We start from the raw sequence: 25,157 nt of genomic DNA, 5'->3' as shown, positions 1-25,157 counted from the left end.
TGGTGCAGTTCCCGATCAACGACTGGCTCACCTGGGGCGCCTTCACCTATCCGGCCGCTTTCCTGGTGAGCGAGGTGGTCAACCGGCTGCACGGGCCGTCCCTGGCGCGGCGCGTGGCCTGGGTCGGCTTCGCGATGGCGGTGGCCATGTCGGCACTGCTGGCGCCGCCGCGCATCGCCGCGGCCTCGGGGCTGGCCTTCATCGCCTCGCAGCTGCTGGACATCGGCGTCTTCCACCGCCTGCGGCGCGGACGCTGGTGGCGCGCGCCGCTGGCCGCCACGCTGCTGGCCGCCGTGCTCGACACGGCCATCTTCTGGGGCGTGGCCTTCGCGGGCACGTCCGATCCGTGGCTCAGCTGGGCCGTCGGCGATCTGGCGGTCAAGCTGGCCGTCGGCGTGGGCATGCTGCTGCCCTTCCGGCTGCTGATCGCCCGCCAGCTGGCGGGCGGCCTGCGCGCCTCCTGCTGAGTCTTTTCCATCCTCTTGTTCACGCCTGCCCCGGCGCAGGCGCTTTGCGACCGATATGAGCGACCACAACGACACGCCGTTCCACGACACGCCCGCGCATGCTGCGCCTTCGAACGCCGAAGCCGCACCCGCTGCTGTACCGGCGGCACCGTCAGCCGCCCCGGACGCCGGCCTTACGCGCGGTGAACGCAGCGAGCGCGGCGTAGAAAGCGAAGAACGCGGTGAACGCGGTGAACGCGGCCAGCGTCGCCGCCGCGGTAGCCGCGGCAAGGGCAGCGGTGCGGGCCGGCCCGCCGCCGATGGCGCCCTGCCCGAGCGCCAGCCGCAGGCCCAGCGCCAGAACCAGGCCAAGGGCCAGAACGCACCCCAGCGACCCGCCGGCCGCAAGGTGCATCCGCTGCTGGAGACCCTGGCCGGCCTGTACCCCCACCTGTTCGGCGCGCGCTTCCTGCCGCTCAAGCGCGGCATCTACGAAGACCTGCTGGCCCGCCATGCCGAGGTGCTGCCCGGCGACGAGCTGAAGGTGGCGCTGGGCCAGCATGCGCGTTCCACCCGCTACCTGGATGCCATCGCCAACCGCGTCCCGCGCCACGACCTGGACGGCCAGCCGGTGGAGGAGCTGGCGCCCGACCACGTGCACCATGCCATCGTCGAACTCTTCAAGCGCCGGCAGGGCCGCACGCAGGAGGACCTGCGTCCGCAGCTCGTGGCCCGCCTGGCCGACGCCATCGGCGCCAGCGGCCTGGAACGGATGGACTATGTGCAGCAGGTGCGCGTGGCGCAGCCGGATGCCCTGGCCCTGATCGATGAAGCCTTCACCGAGCACGGCCGCCGCCTGGCCCGCCGCGAAGCGCTGCAGCGCGCCTTCGAGGCGAGCGGCCAGCCCACGGTCGAGGCCTTCGCCGCCATGTACGGCATGGACCTGGGCGAGGCGCGGCGGGTGCTGGGCAAGCAGTTCAGCAAGACGGCGGCCGCTGCTGATCCCGCGGTGAGCGAAACGCCGAGCGAGGCCTGACCAGTTGCGAACAGCCGGGCGCCACGCGGGCCTGGCTCGAGCAGTGCACCGCCCGACCGGCGCGCGCGGAACGCAAGAGGCCCGGAATACGTCTGACGCCGACCCATAAAAAAGGCGCCCCCAACGGAGGCGCCTTTCCTTTGGTCGGAAGCCCAGGGCGCGCGCCCCGGCCTCTCGCGCATCAGCCCTGCTGCGAGGCCTGCAGCGCCGCGATGCGCTCCTCGATCGGCGGGTGCGTCGCGAACAGCTTGCCGATGCTGCCGGTGATGCCCATGGCTTCGACCGCCTTGGGCAGTTCGCCGGCGGGCAGACCGCCCAGGCGGGCCAGGGCGTTGATCATGGGCTGCTTGCGGCCCATCAGCTTGGCGGCCCCGGCGTCGGCGCGGAACTCGCGCTGGCGCGAGAACCAGGCCACCACCATGGCGGCGGCGAAGCCGAGCACGATGTCCAGCACGATGGTCGTGACCATGTAGCCGATGCCCGGGCCGCTGTTCTCGCGGTCGTCACCGCGGCGCAGGAAGCTGTCGACGAAGTAGCCGATCACGCGCGACAGGAACACGACGAAGGTGTTCATCACGCCCTGGATCAGCGTCATCGTCACCATGTCGCCGTTGGCCACGTGCGCCACCTCGTGGCCGATGACGGCCTCGACTTCGTCGCGCGTCATGTTCTGCAGCAGGCCGGTAGAGACGGCCACCAGCGACGAGTTCTTGAAGGCGCCGGTCGCGAAGGCGTTGGGCTCGCCTTCGAAAATGCCGACCTCGGGCATGCCGATGCCGGCCTGGTCGGCGAACTTGCGCACGGTGGCGACGATCCAGGCCTCGTCGGGCGATTGGGGCTCGTTGATGATGCGCACGCCGGCGCTCATCTTGGCCATGGGCTTGGAGATCAGCAGCGAGATGATCGCGCCGCCGAAGCCCATGATGAGCGCGAAGCCGAGCAGCGCGCCGAGGTTGAGGCCGTTGGACGTCAGGTAGCGGTTGACGCCCAGCAAACTGGCAACGACGCCGAGCACGGCGACCACCAGGACGTTCGTGAGCACGAACAGGAAGATGCGTTTCAAGTCGGTTTCTCCGTGGGAGGAAGGGACGCCGTGAAGATGGGGGCCCCCCGGCCCGCTTCAAGCATCACGGCATGCCGCACCGATGTAAGTTGTTCTGGGTCTGCAGTGCGGCGAGGTCGGAAGACCTCGGAGTCATCATAAAAGCAAAAGTTCGCGTTCCCGGGGTGCCAGCCGGGGACGCCGGCCACGGGCAGCGGGGTGAAGGGCTTGCGCGCGAGCCGGTCGGCGGTGAGCGTGTCGGCCAGCCGGGCGTCGTCGGCGGCGAGCGAGGGGTCTTGCGGATCGGGTCCCAGCAGCAGGTGCGCCGTGGCCGACTTCTGGCCGGCCACCAGCTTCTCCATCAGCGCATGGCCGAAGACGGTGAGCCGCGCGTCGGCCCACAGCGGCCGAAGATCGACAAAGGCACGGCGCCAGTCGCGTGCCTGAAGGGCGGCCCAGAGCGGCGGTGACGCCTGCAGCACCGCGCCGTGCTCGTCGAACAGCGTGATGGCATCGCGCAGCCGGCCGCGCACGGGGCCGATGCCGCGCGCCGCGATCTCGACCGCCTGCAGGCGATTGAGCTGGCGCTTGGCCTGCGGAAAGGCCAGCCAGACGAGGCCATTGAAGAAGTCGTGCAGGTTGTCACGCGTGGGCACGCGGCCGGTGCGGTAAACGAAGGTTTCGTAGGGCTCGTCCGGCGGCAGGGCCGACTGCGGCACGAAGGTGGGCTGGGGCGGGGCCGACACCGCCTGCAGCCCCTCGTGCACCGTCCGCATCGCGCCGGCATGCGCCGGCTCGCCCCAACGGCGCCAGAAGGCCAGCCCAGGGTGGGCCCAGTCGATGGCCGGCAACGGGCTCAACGGCCGGCCGCGCCCTTCCAGCGGATGCGGTCGGGCTGGTGCAGCACCTGGAAGTCCGCCGGCAGCTTGTCGAAGAGCTTGATCGAACTGGCGTTCTTGCCCAGCACCCGCGCAGCGCGCAGCGCCTGGGCCACGTCGTTGAGGGCCACTTCGGCGCCGCCGCGCAGCGCGGGCACAGCGCCCAGGATGGCGTCGGCGTCCACCAGGGCGTCCTGGCGGCCGGAGGTCGCCTTGCGGGCAGGGCTTTGCACCTCGGCCGACGGCGCGGGTTCGACCGGGCGCTCGCCGCGGGTGCGGGTGCCGCCCGTCTGCACCTTCTGAGCGGCGGGGGAAGCCACCGCCTTCTTCTTCTTGGCCGGCGCCGGGGTTGGGGCGGGTACCGGCGCAGGGTTCGGAGCGGGTGCAGCCGCCAATGCAGGATCGGCCGCCGGCGCGGCTGCAGCGCGGCGCGACGTCTTCTTGGCGGCGGGAGACTTTTTCGCCGCCGCCTTGCGCGCGGCAGGCGGACGCGCCTGCGTGGTCGACGGGCCGGGCGCGGGCACGGCAGCCGGCTCACCGCCCTTGTGGACCAGGTCGACGAAGTGGTCGTAGGCCGCGCGTGTCTCCTCGCCCGTCTTGCCCTGCTGCCCAATACCGCAGACGCGGCAGCCCTTCTCGCGCAGGCGATGCACCAGCGGGGCGAAGTCGGAATCGGAAGAGACGAGATAGACCACTTGCGGGCGCTCGGCCATCACCAGGTCCATCGCATCCACCGCCAGCGCGATGTCGGTACTGTTCTTGCCGGCCGCCAGGTTGACCATGGGCCGCATCGACAGTCGCTTGAAAAGCTGCTGGTGCTTGAGCGCCACTTCAGCCGTGCAGTAGGCACGGCGCACATGCAGGTGGCCATGCTCGGCCATGACACTGCGCACGGCCTGTTCCATCACGTCGGCCGACACGTTGTCCGCGTCGACCAGCAGCATCACCTTGCCGCCGGACAGCGGCGCCGTCGTGCTCATGCCAGCCTCCAGCCGACCGTCTCGCCGCCGCGCAGCGGCTTGAGCGTGGCCTCGCCGAAGGGCACCGTCTCGGGCAGCGTCCAGGCCTCGCGGTGCAGGGTGATGGTGCCGGTGTTGCGCGGCATGCCGTAGAAATCGGGGCCGTGGAAGCTGGCGAAGCCTTCCAGCTTGTCCAGCGCGCCGGCGTTGTCGAAGGCCTCGGCATAGAGCTCGATGGCGGACAGCGCCGTGTAGCAGCCGGCGCAGCCGGTGGCGTGCTCCTTCAGGTGGGCGGGGTGCGGCGCGCTGTCGGTGCCCAGGAAGAAGCGCGGGCTGCCGCTGGTGGCGGCCTGCACCAGCGCCTGGCGGTGTTCCTCGCGCTTGAGCACGGGCAGGCAGTAGTAATGCGGCCGGATGCCACCGGTGAAGATGGCGTTGCGGTTGTAGAGCAGGTGGTGCGCCGTGATGGTGGCGGCCGTGTGGTCACCACCTTCGTCGCGCACGTAATGCGCGCCCTCGCGCGTGGTCAGGTGCTCGAAGACGATGCGCAACTCGGGGAAGTCGGCGCGCAGCGGGCGCAGCACGCGGTCGATGAAGACGGCCTCGCGGTCGAACAGGTCGATGGCCGGATCGGTCACCTCGCCGTGCACCAGCAGCAGCAGGCCATGCTTCTGCATGGCTTCGAGCGTGGCGTAGGTCTTGCGGATGTCGGTCACGCCGGCATCGCTGTTGGTGGTGGCGCCGGCCGGGTAGAGCTTGAGGGCGCGCACGCCGGCGGCGGCGGCACGGGCGATTTCCTCGGGCGGCAGCTTGTCGGTGAGGTAGAGCGACATCACCGGCTCGAAGCGCTCGCCCTCGGGCACCGCGGCCAGGATGCGCTCGCGGTAGGCCAGGGCCTGCTCGGCGGTGGTCACCGGCGGGCGCAGGTTGGGCATGATCAGCGCGCGGCCCATCTGGCGCGCGGTGTGCGGCACCACGTCGCGCAGGGCGGCGCCGTCGCGCACATGCAGGTGCCAGTCATCGGGTCGGGTGATCGTGAGGGTGTCGGTCATGGCGCGGGATTGTCCCATCGGCCCCGGCATGGGCCTTGCCTCGCGCAGAATCGATGGCCGATTTCCACCCCGCCCCGATGGCCCTGCCCGCCCGACGCCCCCGCACCGCCGCCGCCGCCCCGACGGCCGCGGAGGCGGCCGATCCGCTCTACAACCAGTCGCTCGAAAAGGGCCTGGCGGTGCTGTGCAGCTTCGACGCCGCGCACCGCACCATGACGCTGGCCGAGATCGCCGAGCGCACGGGCATGACCCGCGCCTCGGCCCAGCGCACGGTCCACACGCTGCAGGTGCTGGGCTACGTGGGCAAGGACGGGCAGACGCGGCGCTTTCGCCTGCTGGCGCGCAGCATGGACATCGGCTTCAACTACATCGCCAGCCATCCGCTGGTACAGGCGGCCAATCCGTACCTGGCGCAGCTGGCCAGCGCCAGCGGCGAGACGGCCAGCCTGACCGAGCCGCTGGACTTCGACATGCTCTACGTGGCGCAGCGCATGACCACGCAGTTCATCCCGGTGCTCACCCCCGTGGGCATGCGTATTCCCATGTACTGCACCAGCAGCGGCCGAGCGTGGATGAGCTGCCTGCCCGATGAGCAGGTGCGCGCGCTGCTGCAGGGCTCCACGCGCGTGGCCCGCACGCCCGCCACGCTGACCGGCATCGCCGCCATCCAGGCGCGCATCGCGGCTTGCCGCAAGCTGGGCTATGCCACCAACGACGAGGAACTGTTCCTCGGCGACATGGGCATCGCCGCGCCCATCGTGGACCGGCGCGGCCGACCGCTCGGGGCCGTGCATGTGTCGCCGCCCACCAGCCGCTGGACGCTGGAGGCCGCGCAGAAGAAGCTGGCGCCGCTGGTGATCGAGTGCGCGCGCGCCATTGCCAGCGCGCTGCCGCATTGAGAGGCTGAGGACGAGCCGCGCCAGGGCTTCGACAGGCTCAGCCCGAACGGGCGGGGGGCAATGGGGTGCTCACCGAGGCTGCGTCGCCTCGCTGCCGCTCTTCTTGCACCCGCCTCGCACCACGCCCGCCCACCACGCACCTGCCGCGGTGCGGCCATGCACCGCAACGACGAAACGTATCGACTATCGATACAAAAATAGCTATCACCGATTCCTGTAGGCAGGCACGTGCTTTGCAATGCGCAAGCATCCTTCATCTTTCCGAGGCCGATCCATGCCCTGCCCCGCCCGCTCGTCCTTCCGTGTCTCCGCGCTGCGCGCCAGCGCGCTGGCCGCTGCCCTCGCCCTCGGTCTGGGCGCCGCCCACGCGCAGGAGAAGGTGCTGCGCATCGCCATGACGGCTGCCGACATTCCGCGCACCTCCGGCCAGCCCGACCAGGGCTACGAAGGCAACCGCTTCACCGGCATCCCCATGTACGACAGCCTCACGCAGTGGGATCTGAGCTCGGCCACCAAGCCCAGCGTGGTGATCCCCGACCTGGCCGTGTCGTGGGCGGTGGACGCCAAGGACAAGACGAAGTGGCTCTTCAAGCTGCGCCCCGGCGTCAAGTTCCATGACGGCACGCCCTTCAACGCCGACGCCGTGGTGTGGAACGTGGGCAAGGTGCTGGACAAGGCCGCACCGCAGTACGACCCGGCCCAGATCGGCGTCACCGCCTCGCGCATGCCCACGCTGCGCACCGCCCGCAAGGTCGACGACCTGACGGTGGAGCTGACCACCAGCGAGCCCGACTCTTTCCTGCCGATCAACCTCACCAACCTGTTCATGGCCTCGCCGGCCCACTGGCAGAAGAAGTTCGACGCCGTGCCAGCCAGCGTGACCGACAAGGCCGAGCGCGCCAAGCAGGCCTGGACCGCCTTCGCCGCCGACCCCTCGGGCACCGGCCCCTTCAAGGCCTCGAAGTTCGTGCCGCGCGAGCGTCTGGAGATGGTGAAGAACCCCGAATACTGGGACGCCGCCCGCCGCCCGCAGATCGATCGCGTGGTGCTGCTGCCGCTGCCCGAGGCCAACTCGCGCACCGCCGCGCTGCTGTCGGGCCAGGTGGACTGGATCGAGGCGCCCGCGCCCGATGCGCTGGCCACCATCAAGCAACGCGGCTTCAAGGTGTATTCCAACCTGCAACCGCACCTGTGGCCCTGGCAGTTCTCGCTGCTGCCCGATTCGCCCTTCAAGGACCTGAAGGTGCGCCAGGCCGCCAACCTGTGCCTCAACCGCGCCGCGCTCAAGGAGCTGCTGGGCGGCATGATGGTCGAGGCCACCGGCATCGCCGAGCCGGGCGACCCGTGGCGCGGCAACCCCAGCTTCCAGATCAAGTACGACGTGCCGGCCGGCCAGAAGCTGATGCAGCAGGCCGGCTACTCGGCCGCCAAGCCGGCCAAGGTGAAGGTGCAGACCTCGGCCTCGGGCTCGGGCCAGATGCAGCCGCTGCCCATGAACGAGTTCATCCAGCAGAGCCTGAAGGACTGCTGGTTCGACGTCGACTTCGACGTGGTGGAGTGGAATACCCTGTTCTCCGGCTGGCGCCTGGGCGCCAAGGACCCGGGCGCGCACGGCGCCCATGCCACCAACGTGAGCGCCGCCACCATGGACCCCTTCTTCGCCATGGTGCGCTTCGTGAGCACCAAGGCGCAGCCGCCGGTGGCGCAGAACTGGGGCTACTACAGCGATCCCAAGACCGACGCCCTGGTCGACAAGGCCCGCACCAGCTTCGACGACAAGTCGCGCGACGCTGCCCTGGCCGAGTTGCATGCCCGCGTGGTGGACGAGGCGCCCTTCCTCTTCGTCGCGCACGACGTGGGCCCGCGTGCCATCTCGCCCAAGGTGCAGAACGTGGTGCAACCCAAGAGCTGGTTCATCGACATCGCCACGATGAAGATGCAGTGACCGCGCGCCGCCGCTTCACCGAGACGGCCTGAACGACCCCGCCATGCTCGCCTATCTGCTCCGACGCATCCTCTACACCGTGCCCATCATGCTGGGCGTGACGCTGGTGTGCTTCGCCCTGGTGCACATCGCACCGGGCGATCCGCTGGTGTCGGTGCTGCCGGCCGATGCCTCGGCCGAGCTGCAGGCGCAGCTGCGCTCGGTCTACGGCTTCGACCGACCGCTGCCCGAGCAATTCGTGCGCTGGGTGTGGCGGGCGCTGCATGGCGACCTGGGCCTGTCCATCGGCACCAGCCGGCCGGTGGCGGGCGAGGTGATGCGCGCCGTGGTCAACACGCTGCGGCTGGCGGTATTGGCCACGGCCATCGGGTTCCTGCTCGGGTCGCTGTTCGGCTTCGTGGCCGGCTACTTCCGCAACTCCATCATCGACCGCCTGGCCTCGCTCCTGTCGGTGCTGGGCGTGAGCACGCCGCACTACTGGCTGGGCATGGTGATGGTCATCGTGTTCTCGTCGCAGCTGATGTGGCTGCCCGCCACCGGCGCCGGCCCGGGCGGCTCGGACCAGTGGGCCTGGGACTGGGCTCATGTGCAGTTCATGCTGCTGCCGGCACTGACCATGTCGGTGATCCCCATGGGCATCATCGCGCGCACGGTGCGGGCGCTGGTGGCCGAGCTGCTGGCGCAGGAATTCATCGTCGGGCTCAAGGCCAAGGGGCTCACGCAGTTCGGCGTGTTCCGCCATGTGGTCAAGAACGCGGCGCCCACGGCGCTGGCGGTCATGGGCCTGCAGCTGGGCTACCTGCTGGGCGGCTCGATCCTGATCGAGACGGTGTTCTCCTGGCCCGGCACGGGCTTCCTGCTCAACACCGCGATCTTCCAGCGCGACCTGCCGCTGCTGCAGGGCACGATCCTGGTGCTGGCGCTGTTCTTCGTGCTGCTCAACCTGGCGGTGGATGTGCTGCAGACGCTGCTCGACCCGCGCATCGCCCGGAGCTGACCGATGGCCGCCGTTCTTTCCTCCGCCACCGACGTGCAGCCGCTGCCGGCGGAGCGCACGCGCGGCTACTGGGCCTCGGTGGGGGCGCGCTTCGTACGCGATCCCGTCGCCATGGCCGCGGCCGTCGTGGTGCTGCTGCTGGTGCTGATGGCGCTCTTCGGCCCCTGGCTGGCGCCGGCCGACCCGTACCAGTCCTCGATGTTCAAGCGCCTCAAGCCGGTGGGCACGCCCGGCCTGCCGCTGGGCAGCGACGAGTTGGGCCGCGACCTGCTGTCGCGATTGATCGTGGGCGCCCGGCTGTCGCTGTTCATGGGCATTGCGCCGGTGCTGTGCGCCTTCGTGGTCGGATCGGGCATCGGCATCCTGGCCGGCTACGCGGGCGGCCTGGTCAACACGGCCATCATGCGCACCATCGACGTGTTCTATGCCTTTCCGTCGGTGCTGCTGGCCATCGCGCTGTCGGGCACGCTGGGCGCGGGCATCACCAACTCGCTGATCTCGCTGACCATCGTGTTCATCCCGCAGATCGCGCGCGTGGCCGAGGCCGTGACCACGCAGGTGCGCGGGCGCGACTACGTGGAGGCGGCCCGCGCCTCGGGCGCGGGCGGCTTCACCATCGTGCGGGTGCATGTGCTGGGCAATGTGCTCGGGCCCATCTTCGTATACGCCACGAGCCTGGTGGCGGTGTCGATGATCCTGGCCTCGGGCCTGTCCTTCCTGGGCCTGGGCGTGAAGCCGCCGGAGCCCGAGTGGGGCCTGATGCTCAACACGCTGCGCACCGCCATCTACACCCAGCCGCTGGTGGCGGCGCTGCCGGGCGTGATGATCTTCATCACTTCCATCGCGTTCAACCTCCTTTCCGACGGGCTGCGTTCGGCCATGGACAACAAGGCATGACGATGCACGACGACGACGTGGGCGGCCCGGCGCAGCCGCTGCTCACCATCCGCGCGCTGCAGAAGCACTTCCCGCTCAAGAAGGACCTGCTGGGCCGCGCCGGCGGCGTGGTGCGCGCGGTGGACGGCGTGGACTTCGAAGTCTTCAAGGGCGAGACGCTGGGCGTGGTCGGCGAGTCCGGCTGCGGCAAGAGCACCACGGCCCGGCTGCTGATGCACCTGATTGCGCCGACGGCCGGCGAGGTGGTGTTCGACGGCCGCGTGGTCGGCTCGCGCGACCTGCCGCTGAAGGACTTCCGCCGCCAGGTGCAGATGGTGTTCCAGGACAGCTATGCCTCCCTCAACCCGCGGCTGACCATCGAAGACTCGATTGCCTTCGGCCCGCAGGTGCATGGCGTGCGCCGACGCGAGGCGGCGGAGCGCGCCCGCGACCTGCTCGCCCGCGTGGGCCTGGAGCCTTCGCGCTTCGCCGAGCGCTGGCCGCACGAACTGTCGGGCGGGCAGCGCCAGCGGGTCAACATCGCCCGCGCGCTGGCGCTGCAGCCGCGGCTGGTGATCCTGGACGAGGCCGTGTCGGCGCTCGACAAGTCGGTGGAGGCGCAGGTCATCAACCTGCTGCAGCAGCTCAAGACCGAGTTCGGCCTGACCTATGTCTTCATCAGCCACGACCTGCACGTGGTGCCTACATGAGCGACCGCGTGATGGTGATGTACCTGGGCCAGGTGGCCGAGGTCGGGCCGGCCGATGCGCTCTACGACGAGCCGGCGCACCCCTACACGCAGGCGCTGCTGTCCTCCATGCCGTCCATGGACCCGGACCGCCGCACCGAAGAGGCGCCGCTGGCCGGCGACCCGCCCAACCCCATCGACCCGCCCTCGGGCTGCCGCTTCCACCCGCGCTGTGCCTATGCCGCGCCCGTGTGCGGCGAGCGCGCGCCGGTGCTGCTGCCGGTGGCACCGCTGCGCGTGGCACGCTGCCTGGTGCACGAGGCCGGCAGCGGCCATCCGCTAGCCCCGCAGCTGGCCGCATGACCGCGATGACCGACATGCAAGACAACCAGGACCCCTTCGTCCGCCTGCACGACCTCAGCGTCACCTTCACCGGCGGCCGCAAGCCGGTGCACGCCGTCAGCGGCGTGAGCCTGGAGGTGCGGCGCGGCGAGGTGGTGGCGCTGATCGGCGAATCGGGCTCCGGCAAGAGCGTCACGCTGCGCACGCTGCTGCGCCTGCATCCCGAGCGGCGCACCCGCATCGGCGGCCAGGTGCAGGTGGCGGGGCGCGACGTTCTGGCCATGTCGGGCCGCGAACTGTCGGCCTACCGCGGCAAGGTGGCGTCGATGATCTTCCAGGAGCCGCTGCTGGCGCTGGACCCGGTCTACCCCGTCGGCGCGCAGATCGTCGAATCGCTGCGCCGGCACGAAGGTCTGGACAAGGCCGCCGCCCATGCGCGCGCTCTGGCCCTGTTCGAGCGCGTGCGCATCCCCAGCCCCGAGCGGCGGCTGGCGGCCTATCCGCACGAGATGTCCGGTGGCATGCGCCAGCGCGCCATGATCGCGCTGGCCCTGGCCTGCAACCCGCAGCTGCTGCTGGCCGACGAGCCCACCACCGCGCTCGACGCCACGGTGCAGATCCAGATCCTGCTGCTGCTGCGCGAGCTGCAGCGCGACCTGGGCCTGGCGGCCATCTTTGTCACGCACGACATCGGCGCCGCCGTGGAGGTGGCCGACCGCATCGCCGTGATGTATGCCGGCCGCATCGTGGAGGAAGGCTCGGCACGCGAGCTGATCCAACGCCCGCGCCATCCCTACACCATCGCCCTGCTGCGCAGCCGCGCCCATGGCGCCATGGACCGCGGCACGCCGCTGGGCACCATCGCCGGCGCACCGCCGGACCTGGCCGCCCTGCCGCCGGGCTGCGCCTTCGCGCCCCGCTGTCCGCTGGCCATCGAGGCTTGCCTGGACGGCCAGCCCCGCGTCATCAGCTTCGACCCGGGCCACCGCGCCCGCTGCATCCGCACCGACGAGACCGCCGGCCTCGCGCCCGCACTCGCCTGAACCTTCGCGTCTTCCATGCCCCTGCACGATCCCGCCCACGCCTTCGTTCCCTATCCGGACACGCCGGTGCCCCATGCCTCTACCGGGCCACTCGCGGGCCTGTACTTCGGCGTGAAGGACCTGTTCGACGTGGCCGGGTATCCGACCGGCGGCGGCAGCCCGTTGGTGCTCGCGATGTCGGGCCTCAAGACCCGTACCGCGCCCACGGTGCAGAAGCTGCTCGACGCCGGCGCTGCCTTCGCCGGCAAGACGGTGACCGACGAACTCGCCTTCTCGATGAACGGCGACAACGCGCATTTCGGCGCGCCCATCAACGGCGCGGCGCCGGGGCGCATCAGCGGCGGCTCGTCATCGGGCTCGGCCTCCGCCGTGTCCAACGGCCTGTGCGACTTCGCGCTGGGCACGGACACCGGCGGCTCGGTGCGCGCCCCGGCCAACCACTGCGGCCTGTATGGCCTGCGCCCCAGCCACGGCCGCGTGAGCCTGGAAGGCGCGCTGGACCTCGCCCCAAGCCTGGACACCTGCGGCTGGTTCGCCCGCGACATCGGCACCTTCGCCCGCGTGGCCGACGTGCTGCTGGGCGACGACGCGGCCCCGCTGCCCGCCGCGCCCCGCCTGCTGCGGCCCATCGACGTCTGGGCGCTGGCCACGCCCGAGGCGGCCGAAGCGCTGCAGCCTGCACTGGCGCAGGTGGAGGCCGCCTTCGGCACCGCGGCGCCCGTCGAGGCCGCGCTGGACAGCTTCGACGCCATGTACTGGCACTTCCGCCACATCCAGGGCCGCGAGGCCTGGATGACCGACGGCCCGCTGATCGAGCGCTTCGCGCCGCCGCTGGGCCCGGGCGTGAAGGAGCGCTTCGCCTTCTCGCGCGGCGTGACCGATGCGCAGGTGGCCGAGGCGCAGGCCTTCCGCACCCGCTTCCGTGCCCACCTGGCCGCGCTCCTGGGCCACGATGGCGTGCTGGTGATGCCCACCATGCCCGACATCGCGCCGCTGCGCAGCGACCCCGACACCGCGCTTGAGGACTACCGCAATCGGTCCATCCGCCTGCTGTGCCTGGCCGGGCTCGCGGGCTTTCCACAGCTGTCGCTGCCGCTGGCGCAACGCGCAGGCGCGCCCCTGGGCCTGTCGCTGCTGGGCCCGGCCGGCAGCGACCGCAGCCTGATCGCGCTGGCCGAGCGGCTGGCCGCAGGTTGAGACGGGCCGAAGCCCACCCCGCACGCCCACCAGTCCACACGAGCTTCATTCACACCTCTGCGCCCGCGCCCGTCCACGGAACGACCATGACCGCCGCCCCGACTCTGACCCGCCCGCTCGCCATCGACGGCGAACGACTCTGGCAATCGCTGATGACGCTGGCGCGCATCGGCGCCACCGACAAGGGCGGCGTCTGCCGCCTGGCCCTCACCGACCTGGACCGCCAGGGCCGCCAGCTCTTCCTGCGCTGGGCGCAGGAACTGGGCTGCAGCCTGCGCGTCGATGCCATCGGCAACCTCTTCGTGCGCCGCGAAGGTAGCGACCCCACGCGCCTCGCCGTGGCCACTGGCAGCCACATCGACACCCAGCCCACGGGCGGAAAGTTCGACGGCAACTATGGCGTGCTGGCCGGGCTGGAGGTGCTGCGCACGCTGCAGGATGCCGGCATCCGCACCGTCGCTCCGCTGGAGGTCTGCGTGTGGACCAACGAGGAAGGCTCGCGCTTCGTGCCCGTGATGATGGGCTCGGGCGTGTATGCCGATGCCTTCACGCTCCACCATGCGCTGGCGGCTTGTGACCGTGACGGCATCTCCGTGGCCCAGGCCCTGGCTTCCACTGGCTTCGCCGGACCGGCGCCGGCCGCCGTGAGCGCCGGCGCACCCCGCTTCGGCGCCTACTTCGAGGCCCACATCGAGCAGGGCCCGGTGCTGGAAGACGCCGACGTGCCGCTGGGCGTGGTCACCGGCGCGCTGGGACAGCGCTGGTACGACGTGATCGTGACCGGCCAGGAGGCCCATGCCGGCCCCACCCCCATGCGCCTGCGCCGCGACGCGCTGCAGGCCGCCAGCGGCCTGATGCAGGAGGTGGTCGCGATCGCGATGGACGAGCAGCCGCATGGCCGCGGCACGGTGGGCTATGTGCAGGTGCATCCCAACTCGCGCAACGTCATTCCCGGCCGCGTGACCTTCACGGTCGACCTGCGCCATGGCGACGATGAAGGCCTGAGCCGCATGGACGCCCGCCTGCGCGCCGCCTGCGCCGCGCTGCAGGCCGAGGGGCGCGTCAGCGTGTCAGTGGAGCAGACGGTGTACTTTCCGCCGGTGCAGTTCACGCCCCAACTGGTGGCGGCCGTACGAGAAGGCGCCGAACGCGCCGGCCTGACGCACCAGGACATCGTGAGCGGCGCCGGCCACGACGCGGTCTACGTCGCGCGGGTCGCGCCGGCCGCGATGATCTTCGTCCCCTGCAAGGACGGCATCTCGCACAACGAGATCGAGGACGCGCGCCCCGAGCATCTGGCCGCCGGCTGCAATGTGCTGCTGCATGCCATGCTGGCGCAGGCGGGGATCGAAGGCGCTACACCTCCAGCAGCATCCTGACCCGCGCCTGCACCCGCCCCTCGCGCACCTGAAGCTCGGCCGCGGACACCGGCAGCTTGAAGCGCCGCGGGCCGGCGCTGCCCGGGTTCACGTAGAGCACCGTCCCGCGCATCTCCACATGCGGCCGGTGCGAATGGCCGGTGACCACCACCTGCGTGCCGATGGCGGGCGGCTCGGCCACCAGGTCGGCGATGTCGTGCACCACGCACAGCCGCACGCCGTGCAGTTCGCAATCCAGCCGCGTGGGCAGCGCCTCGGCCCAGGGGCCGATGTCGTTGTTGCCACGCACCGCCAGCGTGGGCGCGATGGCGTCCAGCGTCTGAAGCACCTCGGCGCCGCAGATGTCGCCGGCATGCACGATGGCGTCGCTGCCGCGCAGCCAGTCGAGCGCCTCGGGGCGCAGCAGGTTGTGGGTGTCGGAGATGAGGGCGATGCGGGCCATGGCCCGACTGTCGCCAATGTGCGTGTCGCCCGTGCCGTTCATGGAAAGCCCCCATGGGCCCCAGGGACGTCGGCCCCTACGATCCGACCTCGTTTTCTCTCTCCCGGTGCGGCCCGCGCAAGGCCTGGCCGCCCCCGCCCGCCATGTCCTCCGCCCCCGAGCCCGGCGCCCAGCTGGACGCCGCCAGCCCCCTCCCCCCCGACATCGCCGCCGCCGACGAGCCCGTGAAGGTGCCGCTGGCCATCGAGGACTGGGCCACCGTGGTCATCATGGGCCTGCTGGCCTGCATCACCTTCGCCAATGTGCTGGTGCGCTATTTCACCGACACCTCCTTCGCCTGGACCGAGGAGTTCTCGGTCTTCCTGATGATCCTGCTGGCCATGGTGGGCGGCTGTGCCGCCGTGGCGCGCGACCGGCACATCCGCATCGAATATTTCAGCGAGGCCGGCTCCATGACCCGCCGCAGGCGCCTGGCACAGTTCGGCGCGGCCATGGTGGCGCTGCTGTTCTTCCTGATCGCCGCGCTGTCGGTGCGCATCGTGTGGGACGACTGGCGCTTCGAGGAAACCTCGCCGGGCATCGGCGTGCCGCAGTGGTGGTACTCGATCTGGCTGCCCATCGTGTGCACCGGCATCGGCCTGCGCGCCGTCGGCCTGTTCATCCGCCGCGGCCGGCGCACTGCAGCGGGCGACGGGAGCGACGCATGATCGCCACCCTGCTCTTCGTCGGCTTCGTGGCCATGATGCTGATCGGCGTGCCGATCGGCGCGGCGCTGGGCCTGGCGGGCGCGGCCTGCATCGCGCTGGCCAATGCCGATGCGCAATGGTTCGGCCTGCTGGCCGTGCCGCAGAATTTCTATGCGGGCCTGGGCAAGTACCCGCTGCTGGCGATTCCGATGTTCGTGCTGGTGGGCTCGATCTTCGACCGCTCGGGCGTGGCGCTGCGGCTGGTGAACTTCGCCATCGCCATCGTCGGACGCGGCCCCGGCATGCTGCCGTTGGTGGCCATCGTGGTGGCCATGTTCCTGGGCGGTATCTCGGGCTCGGGCCCGGCCAACGCCGCGGCCGTGGGCGCGGTGATGATCGCGGCCATGTCGCGCGCCGGCTATCCGGCCGCCTACTCGGCCAGCGTGGTGGGCGCGGCGGCCGCCACCGACATCCTGATCCCGCCGTCGGTGGCCTTCATCGTGTATTCGGTGCTGGTGCCGGGCGCCTCGGTGCCGGCGCTGTTCGCGGCCGGCATGGTGCCGGGCATCCTGGCCGGGCTGGCGCTGATCATCCCCGCCGTGTGGATGGCCCGCCGCCACAACATGGGCGCGCTGGAGGCCACGCTGCCCCGCCCGCCCTTCTGGCAGAGCCTGCGCCAGGCGGTGTGGGGCCTGGCGGCGCCGGTGCTGATCCTCGGTGGCATGCGGGCTGGCTGGTTCACGCCCACCGAGGCGGCGGTGGTGGCCGTGTTCTATGGCCTCTTCGTGGGCATGGCGATCCACCGCACCATCAAGGTCCGCGACCTGTTCCCGATCCTGCGCGAATCGGGCGAGCTGTCGGCGGTGATCCTGATCGTGGTGTCGCTGGCGGGCATCTTTGCCTATTCGCTCTCCACGCTGGGCGTGATCGACCCGGTGGCCAAGGCCATCGTCAACTCGGGCCTGGGCGAATACGGCGTGCTGTCGCTGGTGATCCTCATGCTGATCACGGTGGGCATGTTCCTGGACGGCGTGTCGATCTTCCTGATCTTCGTGCCGCTCTTGTGGCCCATCGTGCAGCACTACAACTGGGACCCGGTGTGGTTCGGCGTGCTGCTCACACTCAAGGTGGCGCTGGGCCAGTTCACGCCGCCGCTGGCCGTGAACCTGATGGTGTCCTGTCGCATCGCCGGCGTGCGCATGGAGTCCACCGTGCGCTGGGTGGGCTGGATGCTGTTCGCCATGTTCCTGGTGATGGTGGCCGTGATCATCTGGCCGCAGCTGGCGCTGTGGCTGCCGCGCTACCTGGGCTACTGACGACGCCGGAGCCCCCCGACAAGACAACCCAAAGGAGACGAAGCATGACCCCATCCACCTTCCGCCGCAGCCTCATCGGCCTGGCCGCCGCCGCCGTGGCCCTGGCCACCTTCTCGACCGGCGCGGCCGCGCAGGCCGCCTACAAGGCCGAGTACAAGATGTCGCTGGTGCTGGGCCCGCCCACGCCCTGGGGCATGGCCGGCAAGCTGTGGGCCGACATGGTCAAGGAGCGCACGCAGGGCCGCATCAACATCAAGCTCTATCCTGGCGTCTCGCTGATCCAGGGCGACCAGACGCGCGAATTCAGCGCGCTGCGCCAGGGGGTGATCGACATGGCCGTGGGATCGACCATCAACTGGTCGCCGCAGGTGAAGGAACTCAACCTCTTCTCGATGCCCTTCCTGATGCCCGACTATGCGGCCATCGATGCGCTGACGCAGGGCGAGGTGGGCAAGGACATCTTCGCGCGCCTGGACAAGGCCGGCGTGGTGCCCCTGGCCTGGGGCGAGAACGGCTTCCGCGAGGTCACCAACTCCAAGCGCCCGATCAGGACGCCCGAGGACCTCAAGGGCATGAAGCTGCGCGTGGTGGGTTCACCCATCTATTCCGACACCTTCAGTGCCCTGGGCGCGAACCCCACGCAGATGAGCTGGGCCGATGCACAGCCGGCGCTGGCCAGCGGCGCGGTGGACGGTCAGGAGAACCCGCTGTTCCTGTTCACGGTGCTGAAGATGCACACGGTGGGGCAGAAGTACGTCACGACCTGGGGCTACGTGGCCGACCCGCTGATCTTCGTGGTCAACAAGGAGATCTGGAACAGCTGGACCCCGGCCGACCAGGCCATCGTTCGGCAGGCCGCCCTCGACGCCGGCAAGGAAGAGATCGCCCTGGCCCGCAAGGGCCTGACCGAGGCCGACAAGCCCCTGCTCAAGGACATCGCCGGCATGGGCGTGACGGTGACCCAGCTCACGCCGGCCGAACGCGAGGCCTTCGTGAAGGCCACGCGTCCGGTCTACGCGAAGTGGAAGGGCACCATCGGCACCGGGCTGGTCGACAAGGCCGAGAAGGCCATCGCGGCGCGGCAGAAGTGAGGCGGCTTATTTGGCCTTGTGCATTCCGGCCCCATGCACCGGGTCGGAGGCCATGCTGCTGGCCATCACCTGCTTGTAGGCCGACTTGGTGAGATTGATCTTGCAGTACTCGTCGAGCTGCGGCTTGATCTTCTCGACGGCGACCTCATCGAACACCGCCTCCTTCTTGCCGTGCGTGCCGTGGCCCACGACGTAATAGATGAACTTCGGCTTGACGGTCTCGTCGAGCGCGACGTAGTCGGAGCAGCGCATCTTGACGATGGGCTTGGCGGTGGCCGCGGCCTGCACCGGAGCGGCTGCGGCCGGTGCCGGAGGCGGCGTCTGCGCCATCGCGGCCGGGGCGGCCAGGGTCGACAGGGTCAGGACGGAGAGGGCTGCAAGAACTTTCATGGGGACACTCCTGAGGCAAGAACATGGGGTCGTGGCCGGCCAGGACGACCGATCACTCCCGCTTCGTATCGCTGCGAGAACCAGAAGGTTGTCGCGCGATGGGTTCATGCTAGGAATGGCCACTTAGGCGCGTCTTAAACATTCAAGCGCGCTCCGCGCGCGCCGCGAGCCTGAATGGCTGCTTCGGCGTCACACGGGCCGATGCTGGGACGCCAGCAGGCACCGCATGCAGCGCCTGATCTTCCAGGCCATACCGCAGACCAAAAAGAAATGCCTCGCAGTGCGAGGCATTCTTTCGGGGGGATCGGAATGAAATGGGTGCAGAAGGCGTAGCGAGCGGGTCGAGGTCGCGCCGAGGATCGCAGCCGTACTTGGGTACGGCGAGAACCGCAGGTGCGAGATCGGGCCGCGCAGTAGCCTTATGCGCCCATTTCAGTGCTGCAGGATCTTGTTGAGGAAGTCCTTGGTGCGCGGCTGGCGGTTCTCCGGATGGCCGAAGAACTCTTCCTTGGAGCAGTCTTCCAGGATGCGGCCGCCCACGTCGATGAAGATCACGCGGCTGGCCACCTTGCGCGCGAAGCCCATCTCATGGGTCACGCACATCATGGTCATGCCTTCCTTGGCCAGGCTCACCATCACGTCCAGCACCTCGCCAACCATCTCGGGGTCCAGCGCCGAGGTGGGTTCGTCGAAGAGCATGACGATGGGGTCCATCGACAGGGCGCGGGCGATGGCCACGCGCTGCTGCTGGCCACCCGAGAGCTGGCCGGGGAACTTGTCCTTGTGCGCCATCAGGCCCACGCGGTCCAGCATCTTCAGGCCGCGGGTCTTGGCCTCGTCGGCGCTGCGGCCCAGCACCTTCATCTGCGCGATGGTGAGGTTCTCGGTCACCGACAGGTGGGGGAACAGCTCGAAGTGCTGGAACACCATGCCCACCTTGGAGCGCAGCTTGGGCAGGTTGGTCTTGGGGTCGTTGACCTTGATGCCGTTGACGACGATCTCGCCCTTCTGGATCGGCTCCAGCGCGTTCACCGTCTTGATCAGCGTGGACTTGCCCGAGCCCGAGGGGCCGCACACCACCACCACATCGCCCTTGTCGATGCTCACCGAGCAGTCGTGCAGCACCTGGACGGGGCCGTACCACTTCGAGACGTTCTTGATTTCGATCATTTTTTCAGCCATGGAGCATTCCTCTCAGCGGTTCATCGGATGATGGCGATCTTCTTGTGCAGGCGCTTCACCAGATAGGACAGCGCGTAGCAGATCACGAAGTAGACGACAGCGGCCAGCAGGTAGGACTCGACCGGGCGGCCGAAATTCTTGCCCGCCGTCTCGAAGCCCTTGAGCATGTCGTAGGCGCCGATGGCATAGACCAGCGAGGTGTCCTGGAACAGGATGATGGTCTGCGTCAGCAGCACCGGCAGCATGTTGCGGAAGGCCTGCGGCAGGATCACCAGCGTCATGTTCTGCCGGTAGGTCATGCCCATGGCCTGGCCCGCGAAGACCTGGCCGCGCGGGATCGACTGGATGCCCGCACGCATGATCTCGGAGAAGTACGCCGCCTCGAAGGCGATGAAGGTGACGTACGCCGACATCTCGGCGCCGATGGGGCGGCCGATCATGAAAGGCACCAGCAGGAAGAACCACAGGATCACCATCACCAGCGGGATGCTGCGCATGCCGTTGACGTAGATGGCGGCCGGCATGTCCAGCCACTTCTTGCCCGACAGGCGCATCAGCGCCAGCAGCGTGCCGAAGAAGATGCCGCCCAGCGTGGCCACAACGGTCAGCATGAGGCTGAACCACAGGCCCTTCAGGACGAAGTTGCTGATGACGCCCCAGTTGTAGAAGCCGAAGTCGAGGTTCATATCAATGTCCTCCGCCCGTGCCGGCTGCCACGAAACCAGGGACCCGCAGCCGCTTCTCGATGAAGGCCATGATGCGGTTGATGACGAGCGCGGAGATGACGTAGAGCACCGTCACGCCCAGGTAGATCTCGATGGGCCGGGCGGTTTCCTCGCCAGCCTGCATGGCGAACTGCGTCAACTCGGCGATCGACACCGCGAAGGCCACGGACGAGTTCTTGAAGATGTTCATCGACTCGCTGGTGAGCGGCGGAATGATGATCCGGTAGGCCATGGGCAGCAGCACGTAGCGGTAGTACTGCGGCGTGGTGAAGCCCACCGCCATGCCCGCATAGCGCTGGCCGCGCGGCAGGGCCTGGATGCCCGAGCGCAGCTGCTCGGCGATACGCGCCGAGGTGAAGAAGCCCAGCGCCAGCACCACCAGCACGAAGGGCGGCACGTCGCGCATGGCCGGGATCAGCGCCGGCACCACGTGGTACCAGAGGAAGATCTGCACCAGCAGCGGGATGTTGCGGAACAGTTCCACCCACGCATTTCCCAGGCGCACGAGCCACGGGTTGTCGGGCAGCGTGCGCAGCACCCCGATGATCGAGCCCGTGACCAGGGCGATCACCAGCGCCGTGAGCGCCACCGAAACCGTCCAGCCCCAGGCGGACATCATCCATTGCCAATAGGTGGGATCCTTGCCACCCGGATCCTGCAGGAAGACCTGCCAATCCCAATTTCCCATCGGGAACTCCTCGCTGTTTGTGATTCGTGTTGAAGGCCCGCCTGGGCCGCGACCGGTCCGCTCATACGCAGACGCCCGCCGAAGTGGCGGGCGTCTGCTCACTCACTCATGGCCCGTGCGGATCACTTCTTGGCGTAGTCTTCCATGGGCTTGTCGTTGGGGTTCGCCCACGCTGCCTTGGTGGCGTCCGACATCGGCAGGTTCAGGGCCGTGTTGGTCGGGGGGATCGGCTGCATGAACCACTTGTCGTACAGCTTGGCCAGCGAGCCGTCCTTGATCTGGCGATCGATGGAAGCGTTGACGGCCTTCTTGAAGGCGTCGTCGCCCTTGCGCAGCATGCAGGCGATGGGCTCGACCGACAGCTCGGGGCCGACGATCTTGAAGCCGGCGGGATTCTTCGACTTGGCGATGTTGGCGGCCAGGATGGAGCCGTCCATCACGAAGGCGTCGGCACGGCCGGACTCGAGCAGCAGGAAGCTGTCGGCGTGGTCCTTGCCCATGACTTCCTTGAAGTCGATGCCCTGGGCGCGCTCGTTCTTGCGCAGGGTCTGCACGGAGGTGGTGCCGGTGGTGGTCACCACGGTCTTGCCGTTCAGGTCCTTCAGGTCCTTGATGGGGGAATCGGCCTTGACGGCGGTGCGCACCACTTCCACATAGGTGGTGTGGGCGAAATCGACGTCCTTCTGACGGGTGGCGTTGTTGGTGGTCGAGCCGCACTCCAGGTCGACGGTGCCGTTCTGCACCAGCGGAATGCGGTTCTGCGACGTCACCGGCGTGTAGACGATGTTGAGCTTCTTGCCCACGTCCTTGCTCAGGTCGTCGACGATGCGCTCGGCCATCTCGGTGTGGAAGCCGGTGTACTTGCCGTTGCCCAGCGTGAACGACAGGGCCGAGGAATCACGCACGCCGAGGCTGATGCTGCCGCTGGACTTGATCTTGGCCAGGGTGTCGTTGGCCTGCGCGAACGCGCCGCTGGTGGCGAGCGCCGCAATGGCGATGAGCGTGAGTTGCTTCTTCATGAATGCTCCTTGGGAGGGGTCGGGGACGGGCGAAATTCTAGACACACACCTTTTTCGGGATAACCCGAACCAAGGGGGTGCAGAACCCACCAACATTGGGCATTAAAACAGCGCGCGGCGCACCACAAAGTGATGCGTGCGCCCTCTGTGTCAGGGCTTTGCAAGGGTTAGCAGCCTCCATGCCCAAGCTGTGGCAGGCCCATGTGCATCCGGGATGAGGGCATGCACACACGGCATCGCGGATGCACGGCCGACATCGGCCCACCGGCCTTGGACGGCGCCGCGTGCGCGGAGCAGCGCTGGAAGGGCACCCAACCGGTCAATCCGTGGCCGGCTGCGCGCTGGTGAGGTAGGCCCACAGCAGGTCGGCCGCGCGCTTGGGCGTGGAGCCGCCGTCGCCCCCGCGCGCCGGCGCAGCGGGCCGCTCGCGGTAGGCGCGGATCTCCATCGTGGCCTCGAGGGGCGCCATGTCCGGTCCGTTGGCGCTGACCAGTTTGCGCGAGCGCACCTCGTTGCGCACGGCGCTCTGGGGCAGGAAGGCGATGCCATGGCCCTCCAGGGCCATGACCTTCAGGCCTTCGGCCATGTCGGTTTCGTAGACGCGGTCCAGGTGGATCGGCACGGAAGAGGACTTGAGCAGCTGGTCGACCACGCCGCCCAGGTAGGCGCCCGGCGCATAGCCCAGGTAGGGCAGCGGCCAGCCGGGCTGACCGGGCAGGCGGTGGCGCGGCTGGCCCTCCGCATCGGGTCGCACCCAGGGCGCGACCACCTCCTCGCCCAGGTGGACCATCTCGTAGCGGTGGGTGTCCAGCTGCAGGGGCTGCGAGGGATGCTGATAGGCGATCAGCAGGTCGCAGTTGCCTTCCACCAGCCGCATCATGGCGTCGTGCACGTTCAGGGCGATCAGCCGGCTCTTGAGCGGGCCGAACTCCTGCCGCAGCCGCGTGACCCAACTCGGGAAGAAGGTGAAGGCCAGCGTGTGCGGCACGGCGAACTCGATCACGTCCTGCGCCACCGCCGAATGGCCGCGCAGCATGGCCCGGGTGCTCTGCAGCGATTGCAGGATCTCCAGCGCCTGGGTGTAGAGGGTCTGGCCGGCGGCCGTGAGCCGCGTGGGATAGCTGCTGCGGTCCACCAGGTCGGTGCCGGCCCAGCTCTCCAGGGCCTGGATGCGGCGCGAGAAGGCCGGCTGCGTCACGTGCCGCAACTGGGCCGAGCGGCTGAAGCTGCGGGTTTCGGCGAGGCTCACGAAGTCCTCGAGCCATTTGGTTTCCATGGCGGGCGATTATGGTCCTGGGTACGCTTGCAGCTTGCCGCCATGCAGGGGCCTGCCGCCGCGGCGCAGCCCACCTTCGAACGCCATGACCGACACCGAACTCCTTGACCTCGATGCCACCCGCCTGTCCCAGTTGATCGCGGGCCGCCATGTCTCCTGCCGCGAACTGATGCAGGCCACGCTGGGCCGCATCGACGCGCTCAATCCGCGCTTCAACGCCCTGGTCTCGCTGCGCGACGCCGACGCCGTGCTGGCCGAGGCCGATGCGCGCGACGCCCAGCTTGCACGCGGCGAGCGCCTGGGCTGGATGCATGGCTTTCCACTGGCCGTGAAGGACCTGAGCCATGCGGCCGGCCTGCCCACCTCCATGGGCTCGCCACTGGCACCGAAGAGCCCGGCCCGCCATGACAGCCTGCATGTGGCCCGCGCCAAGGCCGCGGGCGCCATCGTCATCGGCAAGAGCAACACGCCCGAGTTCGGCCTGGGCTCTCACACCTACAACACCATCTTCGGCACCACCCGCAATGCCTGGGACGACAGCAAGTCGGCGGGCGGCAGCAGCGGCGGCGCGGCCGTGGCACTGGCCCTCGGCATGCTGCCGGTGGCCGACGGCAGCGACATGATGGGCTCGTTGCGCAACCCCGCGGCCTTCAACAGCGTCATCGGCTTCCGGCCTTCACGCGGACGCGTGCCCGGCTCGCCGGACGAAGACCTGTTCTTCCAGCAGCTGGGCACCGAAGGCCCCATGGCGCGCACGGTGGAGGACGCCGCCCGTCTACTGTGCGTGCAGGCCGGCGTGGATGCGCGCGTGCCGCTCTCGCTGCCGCAGGCGCTGCCGGATGCCGATGCGCTCGACCTGCGCACCGAGGTGAAGGGCCGGCGCATCGGCTGGCTGGGCAGCCTATGGCCCGACCTGCCGGTGGACCCGGCCGTGGTGGCAACCTGCGAGCAGGCGCTGTCAGTGTTCCGCACGCTGGGCTGCGAGGTTGAGGCCTGCCAGCTCGACGTGCCGCGCGAGCAGAACTGGCAGGCCTGGCTGCGGCTTCGCCAACTGCTGGTGGGCGGCAAGCTGGGCGCGCTGGCGGCCGACCCGCGCAACCATGCGCGCATCAAGCCCGAGGCGCTGTGGGAGATCGAACAGGCCCGCCATCTCGACGCCGCCTCGCTCTACCAGGCCTCGATCTGGCGCTCCAACGTCTACCGTGCCTTCCTGCGGCTCTTCGAGCGCTTCGATGCCGTGGTGGCGCCGACGGCCCAGGTCTTCCCCTTCGATGCCGACCTGCACTGGCCCGACGAGGTGGCCGGCGTGAAGAGCCAGACCTACCACCACTGGATGGAGATCGTCACGCCCTTCACGCTGGCGGGCCTGCCCACGCTCAATCTGCGCGCGGGCTTCGGGCCTCAAGGGCTGCCGATGGGGCTGCAGCTGGCCGGGCCGGTCAACGCCGATCTGGCGGTACTTCAGCTCGGCAATGCCTACGACCGAGCCTGTCCGTGGGCGGCCCTGCGGCCGCCGGTGCTGGCGCAGGCCTGACATTCGCCGCCCGTCGTCCGTCTCGGCGC

General features: G+C 69.4%; 24 protein-coding genes and 1 pseudogene. 14 read left to right on the top strand and 11 right to left on the bottom strand.

Annotation, left to right across the window (positions count from 1 at the left end):
- On the top strand, positions 1-467 hold a 467-nt coding region (locus QZ772_RS17710; protein ID WP_295528987.1), incomplete at its 5' end, for a VUT family protein.
- A 55-nt stretch (positions 468-522) separates the two neighbouring features.
- Complete coding sequence (locus QZ772_RS17705; protein WP_295528985.1) at positions 523-1,482, top strand: ProQ/FINO family protein; 960 nt, start codon at positions 523-525, stop codon at positions 1,480-1,482.
- 181 nt (positions 1,483-1,663) lie between these two features.
- Here QZ772_RS17705 and htpX read toward each other — a convergent pair whose 3' ends face one another.
- Genes htpX through pyrC form a run of 4 tightly spaced genes read right to left on the bottom strand, consistent with a single transcriptional unit; the run spans position 1,664 to position 5,413 of the window.
- The gene (gene htpX / locus QZ772_RS17700; RefSeq protein WP_058642474.1) at positions 1,664-2,545 is read right to left on the bottom strand and encodes a protease HtpX; all 882 of its coding nucleotides are present in this window, start codon (positions 2,543-2,545) and stop codon (positions 1,664-1,666) included.
- Positions 2,542-3,384 carry a DUF3025 domain-containing protein gene (locus QZ772_RS17695; protein WP_295528982.1) on the bottom strand — a complete coding sequence of 281 codons (843 nt, stop codon included), beginning with the start codon at positions 3,382-3,384 and terminating at the stop codon, positions 2,542-2,544. Before QZ772_RS17695 ends, htpX begins: the two co-directional genes overlap by 4 nt.
- A complete protein-coding gene (locus QZ772_RS17690) occupies positions 3,381-4,382 on the bottom strand; it encodes an NYN domain-containing protein (protein ID WP_295528980.1) in 1,002 nt (333 codons plus the stop codon). Before QZ772_RS17690 ends, QZ772_RS17695 begins: the two co-directional genes overlap by 4 nt.
- On the bottom strand, positions 4,379-5,413 hold the full coding sequence (gene pyrC, locus QZ772_RS17685; RefSeq protein WP_295528978.1) for a dihydroorotase: 1,035 nt from the start codon (positions 5,411-5,413) through the stop codon (positions 4,379-4,381). The genes QZ772_RS17690 and pyrC overlap by 4 nt, the downstream gene beginning before the upstream one ends.
- A gap of 77 nt (positions 5,414-5,490) precedes the next feature.
- Here pyrC and QZ772_RS17680 point away from each other — a divergent pair, with 77 nt between their 5' ends.
- From QZ772_RS17680 to QZ772_RS17645, 8 genes and pseudogenes are all read left to right on the top strand, one after another.
- The gene (locus tag QZ772_RS17680) at positions 5,491-6,312 is read left to right on the top strand and encodes an IclR family transcriptional regulator (RefSeq protein ID WP_295528976.1); all 822 of its coding nucleotides are present in this window, start codon (positions 5,491-5,493) and stop codon (positions 6,310-6,312) included.
- A gap of 274 nt (positions 6,313-6,586) precedes the next feature.
- On the top strand, positions 6,587-8,257 hold the full coding sequence (locus tag QZ772_RS17675; protein ID WP_295528974.1) for an ABC transporter substrate-binding protein: 1,671 nt from the start codon (positions 6,587-6,589) through the stop codon (positions 8,255-8,257).
- A gap of 43 nt (positions 8,258-8,300) precedes the next feature.
- Complete coding sequence (locus QZ772_RS17670) at positions 8,301-9,254, top strand: ABC transporter permease (protein ID WP_295528972.1); 954 nt, start codon at positions 8,301-8,303, stop codon at positions 9,252-9,254.
- Between the two features lie 3 nt (positions 9,255-9,257).
- On the top strand, positions 9,258-10,151 hold the full coding sequence (locus tag QZ772_RS17665; RefSeq protein WP_295528970.1) for an ABC transporter permease: 894 nt from the start codon (positions 9,258-9,260) through the stop codon (positions 10,149-10,151).
- Positions 10,148-11,181, top strand: a pseudogene (locus tag QZ772_RS17660) (ABC transporter ATP-binding protein). The gene QZ772_RS17665 and the pseudogene QZ772_RS17660 overlap by 4 nt, the downstream one beginning before the upstream one ends.
- Before the next feature lie 5 nt (positions 11,182-11,186).
- Positions 11,187-12,203 (top strand): ABC transporter ATP-binding protein, encoded by a 1,017-nt coding sequence (locus QZ772_RS17655; protein ID WP_295528968.1) that lies wholly within the window; start codon positions 11,187-11,189, stop codon positions 12,201-12,203.
- Positions 12,204-12,218: 15 nt separating this feature from the next.
- A complete protein-coding gene (locus tag QZ772_RS17650) occupies positions 12,219-13,400 on the top strand; it encodes an amidase (RefSeq protein ID WP_295528966.1) in 1,182 nt (393 codons plus the stop codon).
- 86 nt (positions 13,401-13,486) lie between these two features.
- A complete protein-coding gene (locus QZ772_RS17645) occupies positions 13,487-14,779 on the top strand; it encodes a Zn-dependent hydrolase (RefSeq protein ID WP_295528964.1) in 1,293 nt (430 codons plus the stop codon).
- Here QZ772_RS17645 and QZ772_RS17640 read toward each other — a convergent pair.
- On the bottom strand, positions 14,757-15,263 hold the full coding sequence (locus QZ772_RS17640) for a metallophosphoesterase family protein (protein ID WP_295528962.1): 507 nt from the start codon (positions 15,261-15,263) through the stop codon (positions 14,757-14,759). The two genes, QZ772_RS17645 and QZ772_RS17640, sit on opposite strands and share 23 nt — an antisense overlap.
- 101 nt (positions 15,264-15,364) lie before the next feature.
- Here QZ772_RS17640 and QZ772_RS17635 point away from each other — a divergent pair, with 101 nt between their 5' ends.
- Genes QZ772_RS17635 through QZ772_RS17625 form a run of 3 tightly spaced genes read left to right on the top strand, consistent with a single transcriptional unit; the run spans position 15,365 to position 18,314 of the window.
- The gene (locus tag QZ772_RS17635) at positions 15,365-15,928 is read left to right on the top strand and encodes a TRAP transporter small permease (protein ID WP_295528960.1); all 564 of its coding nucleotides are present in this window, start codon (positions 15,365-15,367) and stop codon (positions 15,926-15,928) included.
- Entirely contained in the window at positions 15,925-17,223 is a 1,299-nt protein-coding gene (locus QZ772_RS17630; RefSeq protein WP_295528958.1) for a TRAP transporter large permease, read from the top strand. The genes QZ772_RS17635 and QZ772_RS17630 overlap by 4 nt, the downstream gene beginning before the upstream one ends.
- Before the next feature lie 44 nt (positions 17,224-17,267).
- A complete protein-coding gene (locus QZ772_RS17625) occupies positions 17,268-18,314 on the top strand; it encodes a DctP family TRAP transporter solute-binding subunit (protein WP_295528956.1) in 1,047 nt (348 codons plus the stop codon).
- Positions 18,315-18,320: 6 nt separating this feature from the next.
- On the opposite strand, the gene QZ772_RS17620 is transcribed toward QZ772_RS17625, so the two are convergent.
- The 6 genes from QZ772_RS17620 to QZ772_RS17595 form a co-directional block, all read right to left on the bottom strand.
- Complete coding sequence (locus tag QZ772_RS17620; RefSeq protein WP_295528954.1) at positions 18,321-18,704, bottom strand: HdeA/HdeB family chaperone; 384 nt, start codon at positions 18,702-18,704, stop codon at positions 18,321-18,323.
- A 432-nt stretch (positions 18,705-19,136) separates the two neighbouring features.
- On the bottom strand, positions 19,137-19,874 hold the full coding sequence (locus QZ772_RS17615; RefSeq protein WP_017758520.1) for an amino acid ABC transporter ATP-binding protein: 738 nt from the start codon (positions 19,872-19,874) through the stop codon (positions 19,137-19,139).
- Between the two features lie 32 nt (positions 19,875-19,906).
- Positions 19,907-20,572, bottom strand: a complete 666-nt coding sequence (locus tag QZ772_RS17610) for an amino acid ABC transporter permease (protein WP_295528952.1) — start codon at positions 20,570-20,572, stop codon at positions 19,907-19,909.
- 1 nt (position 20,573) lies between these two features.
- Positions 20,574-21,299: an amino acid ABC transporter permease gene (locus tag QZ772_RS17605; RefSeq protein ID WP_295528950.1), complete on the bottom strand. Its 726-nt coding sequence runs from the start codon at positions 21,297-21,299 to the stop codon at positions 20,574-20,576.
- A 122-nt stretch (positions 21,300-21,421) separates the two neighbouring features.
- Complete coding sequence (locus tag QZ772_RS17600) at positions 21,422-22,318, bottom strand: transporter substrate-binding domain-containing protein (protein WP_295528948.1); 897 nt, start codon at positions 22,316-22,318, stop codon at positions 21,422-21,424.
- A 319-nt stretch (positions 22,319-22,637) separates the two neighbouring features.
- A complete protein-coding gene (locus QZ772_RS17595) occupies positions 22,638-23,594 on the bottom strand; it encodes a LysR substrate-binding domain-containing protein (RefSeq protein WP_295528946.1) in 957 nt (318 codons plus the stop codon).
- A gap of 85 nt (positions 23,595-23,679) precedes the next feature.
- Here QZ772_RS17595 and QZ772_RS17590 point away from each other — a divergent pair, with 85 nt between their 5' ends.
- Complete coding sequence (locus QZ772_RS17590; protein ID WP_295528944.1) at positions 23,680-25,128, top strand: amidase; 1,449 nt, start codon at positions 23,680-23,682, stop codon at positions 25,126-25,128.
- Positions 25,129-25,157 lie beyond the last annotated feature (29 nt).

The sequence above is a fragment of the uncultured Pseudacidovorax sp. genome (assembly GCF_913773995.1).
In the GTDB taxonomy this organism is placed as follows: Bacteria; Pseudomonadota; Gammaproteobacteria; order Burkholderiales; family Burkholderiaceae_C; genus Xenophilus.
This window is presented reverse-complemented; position numbering and strand designations above follow the sequence as displayed.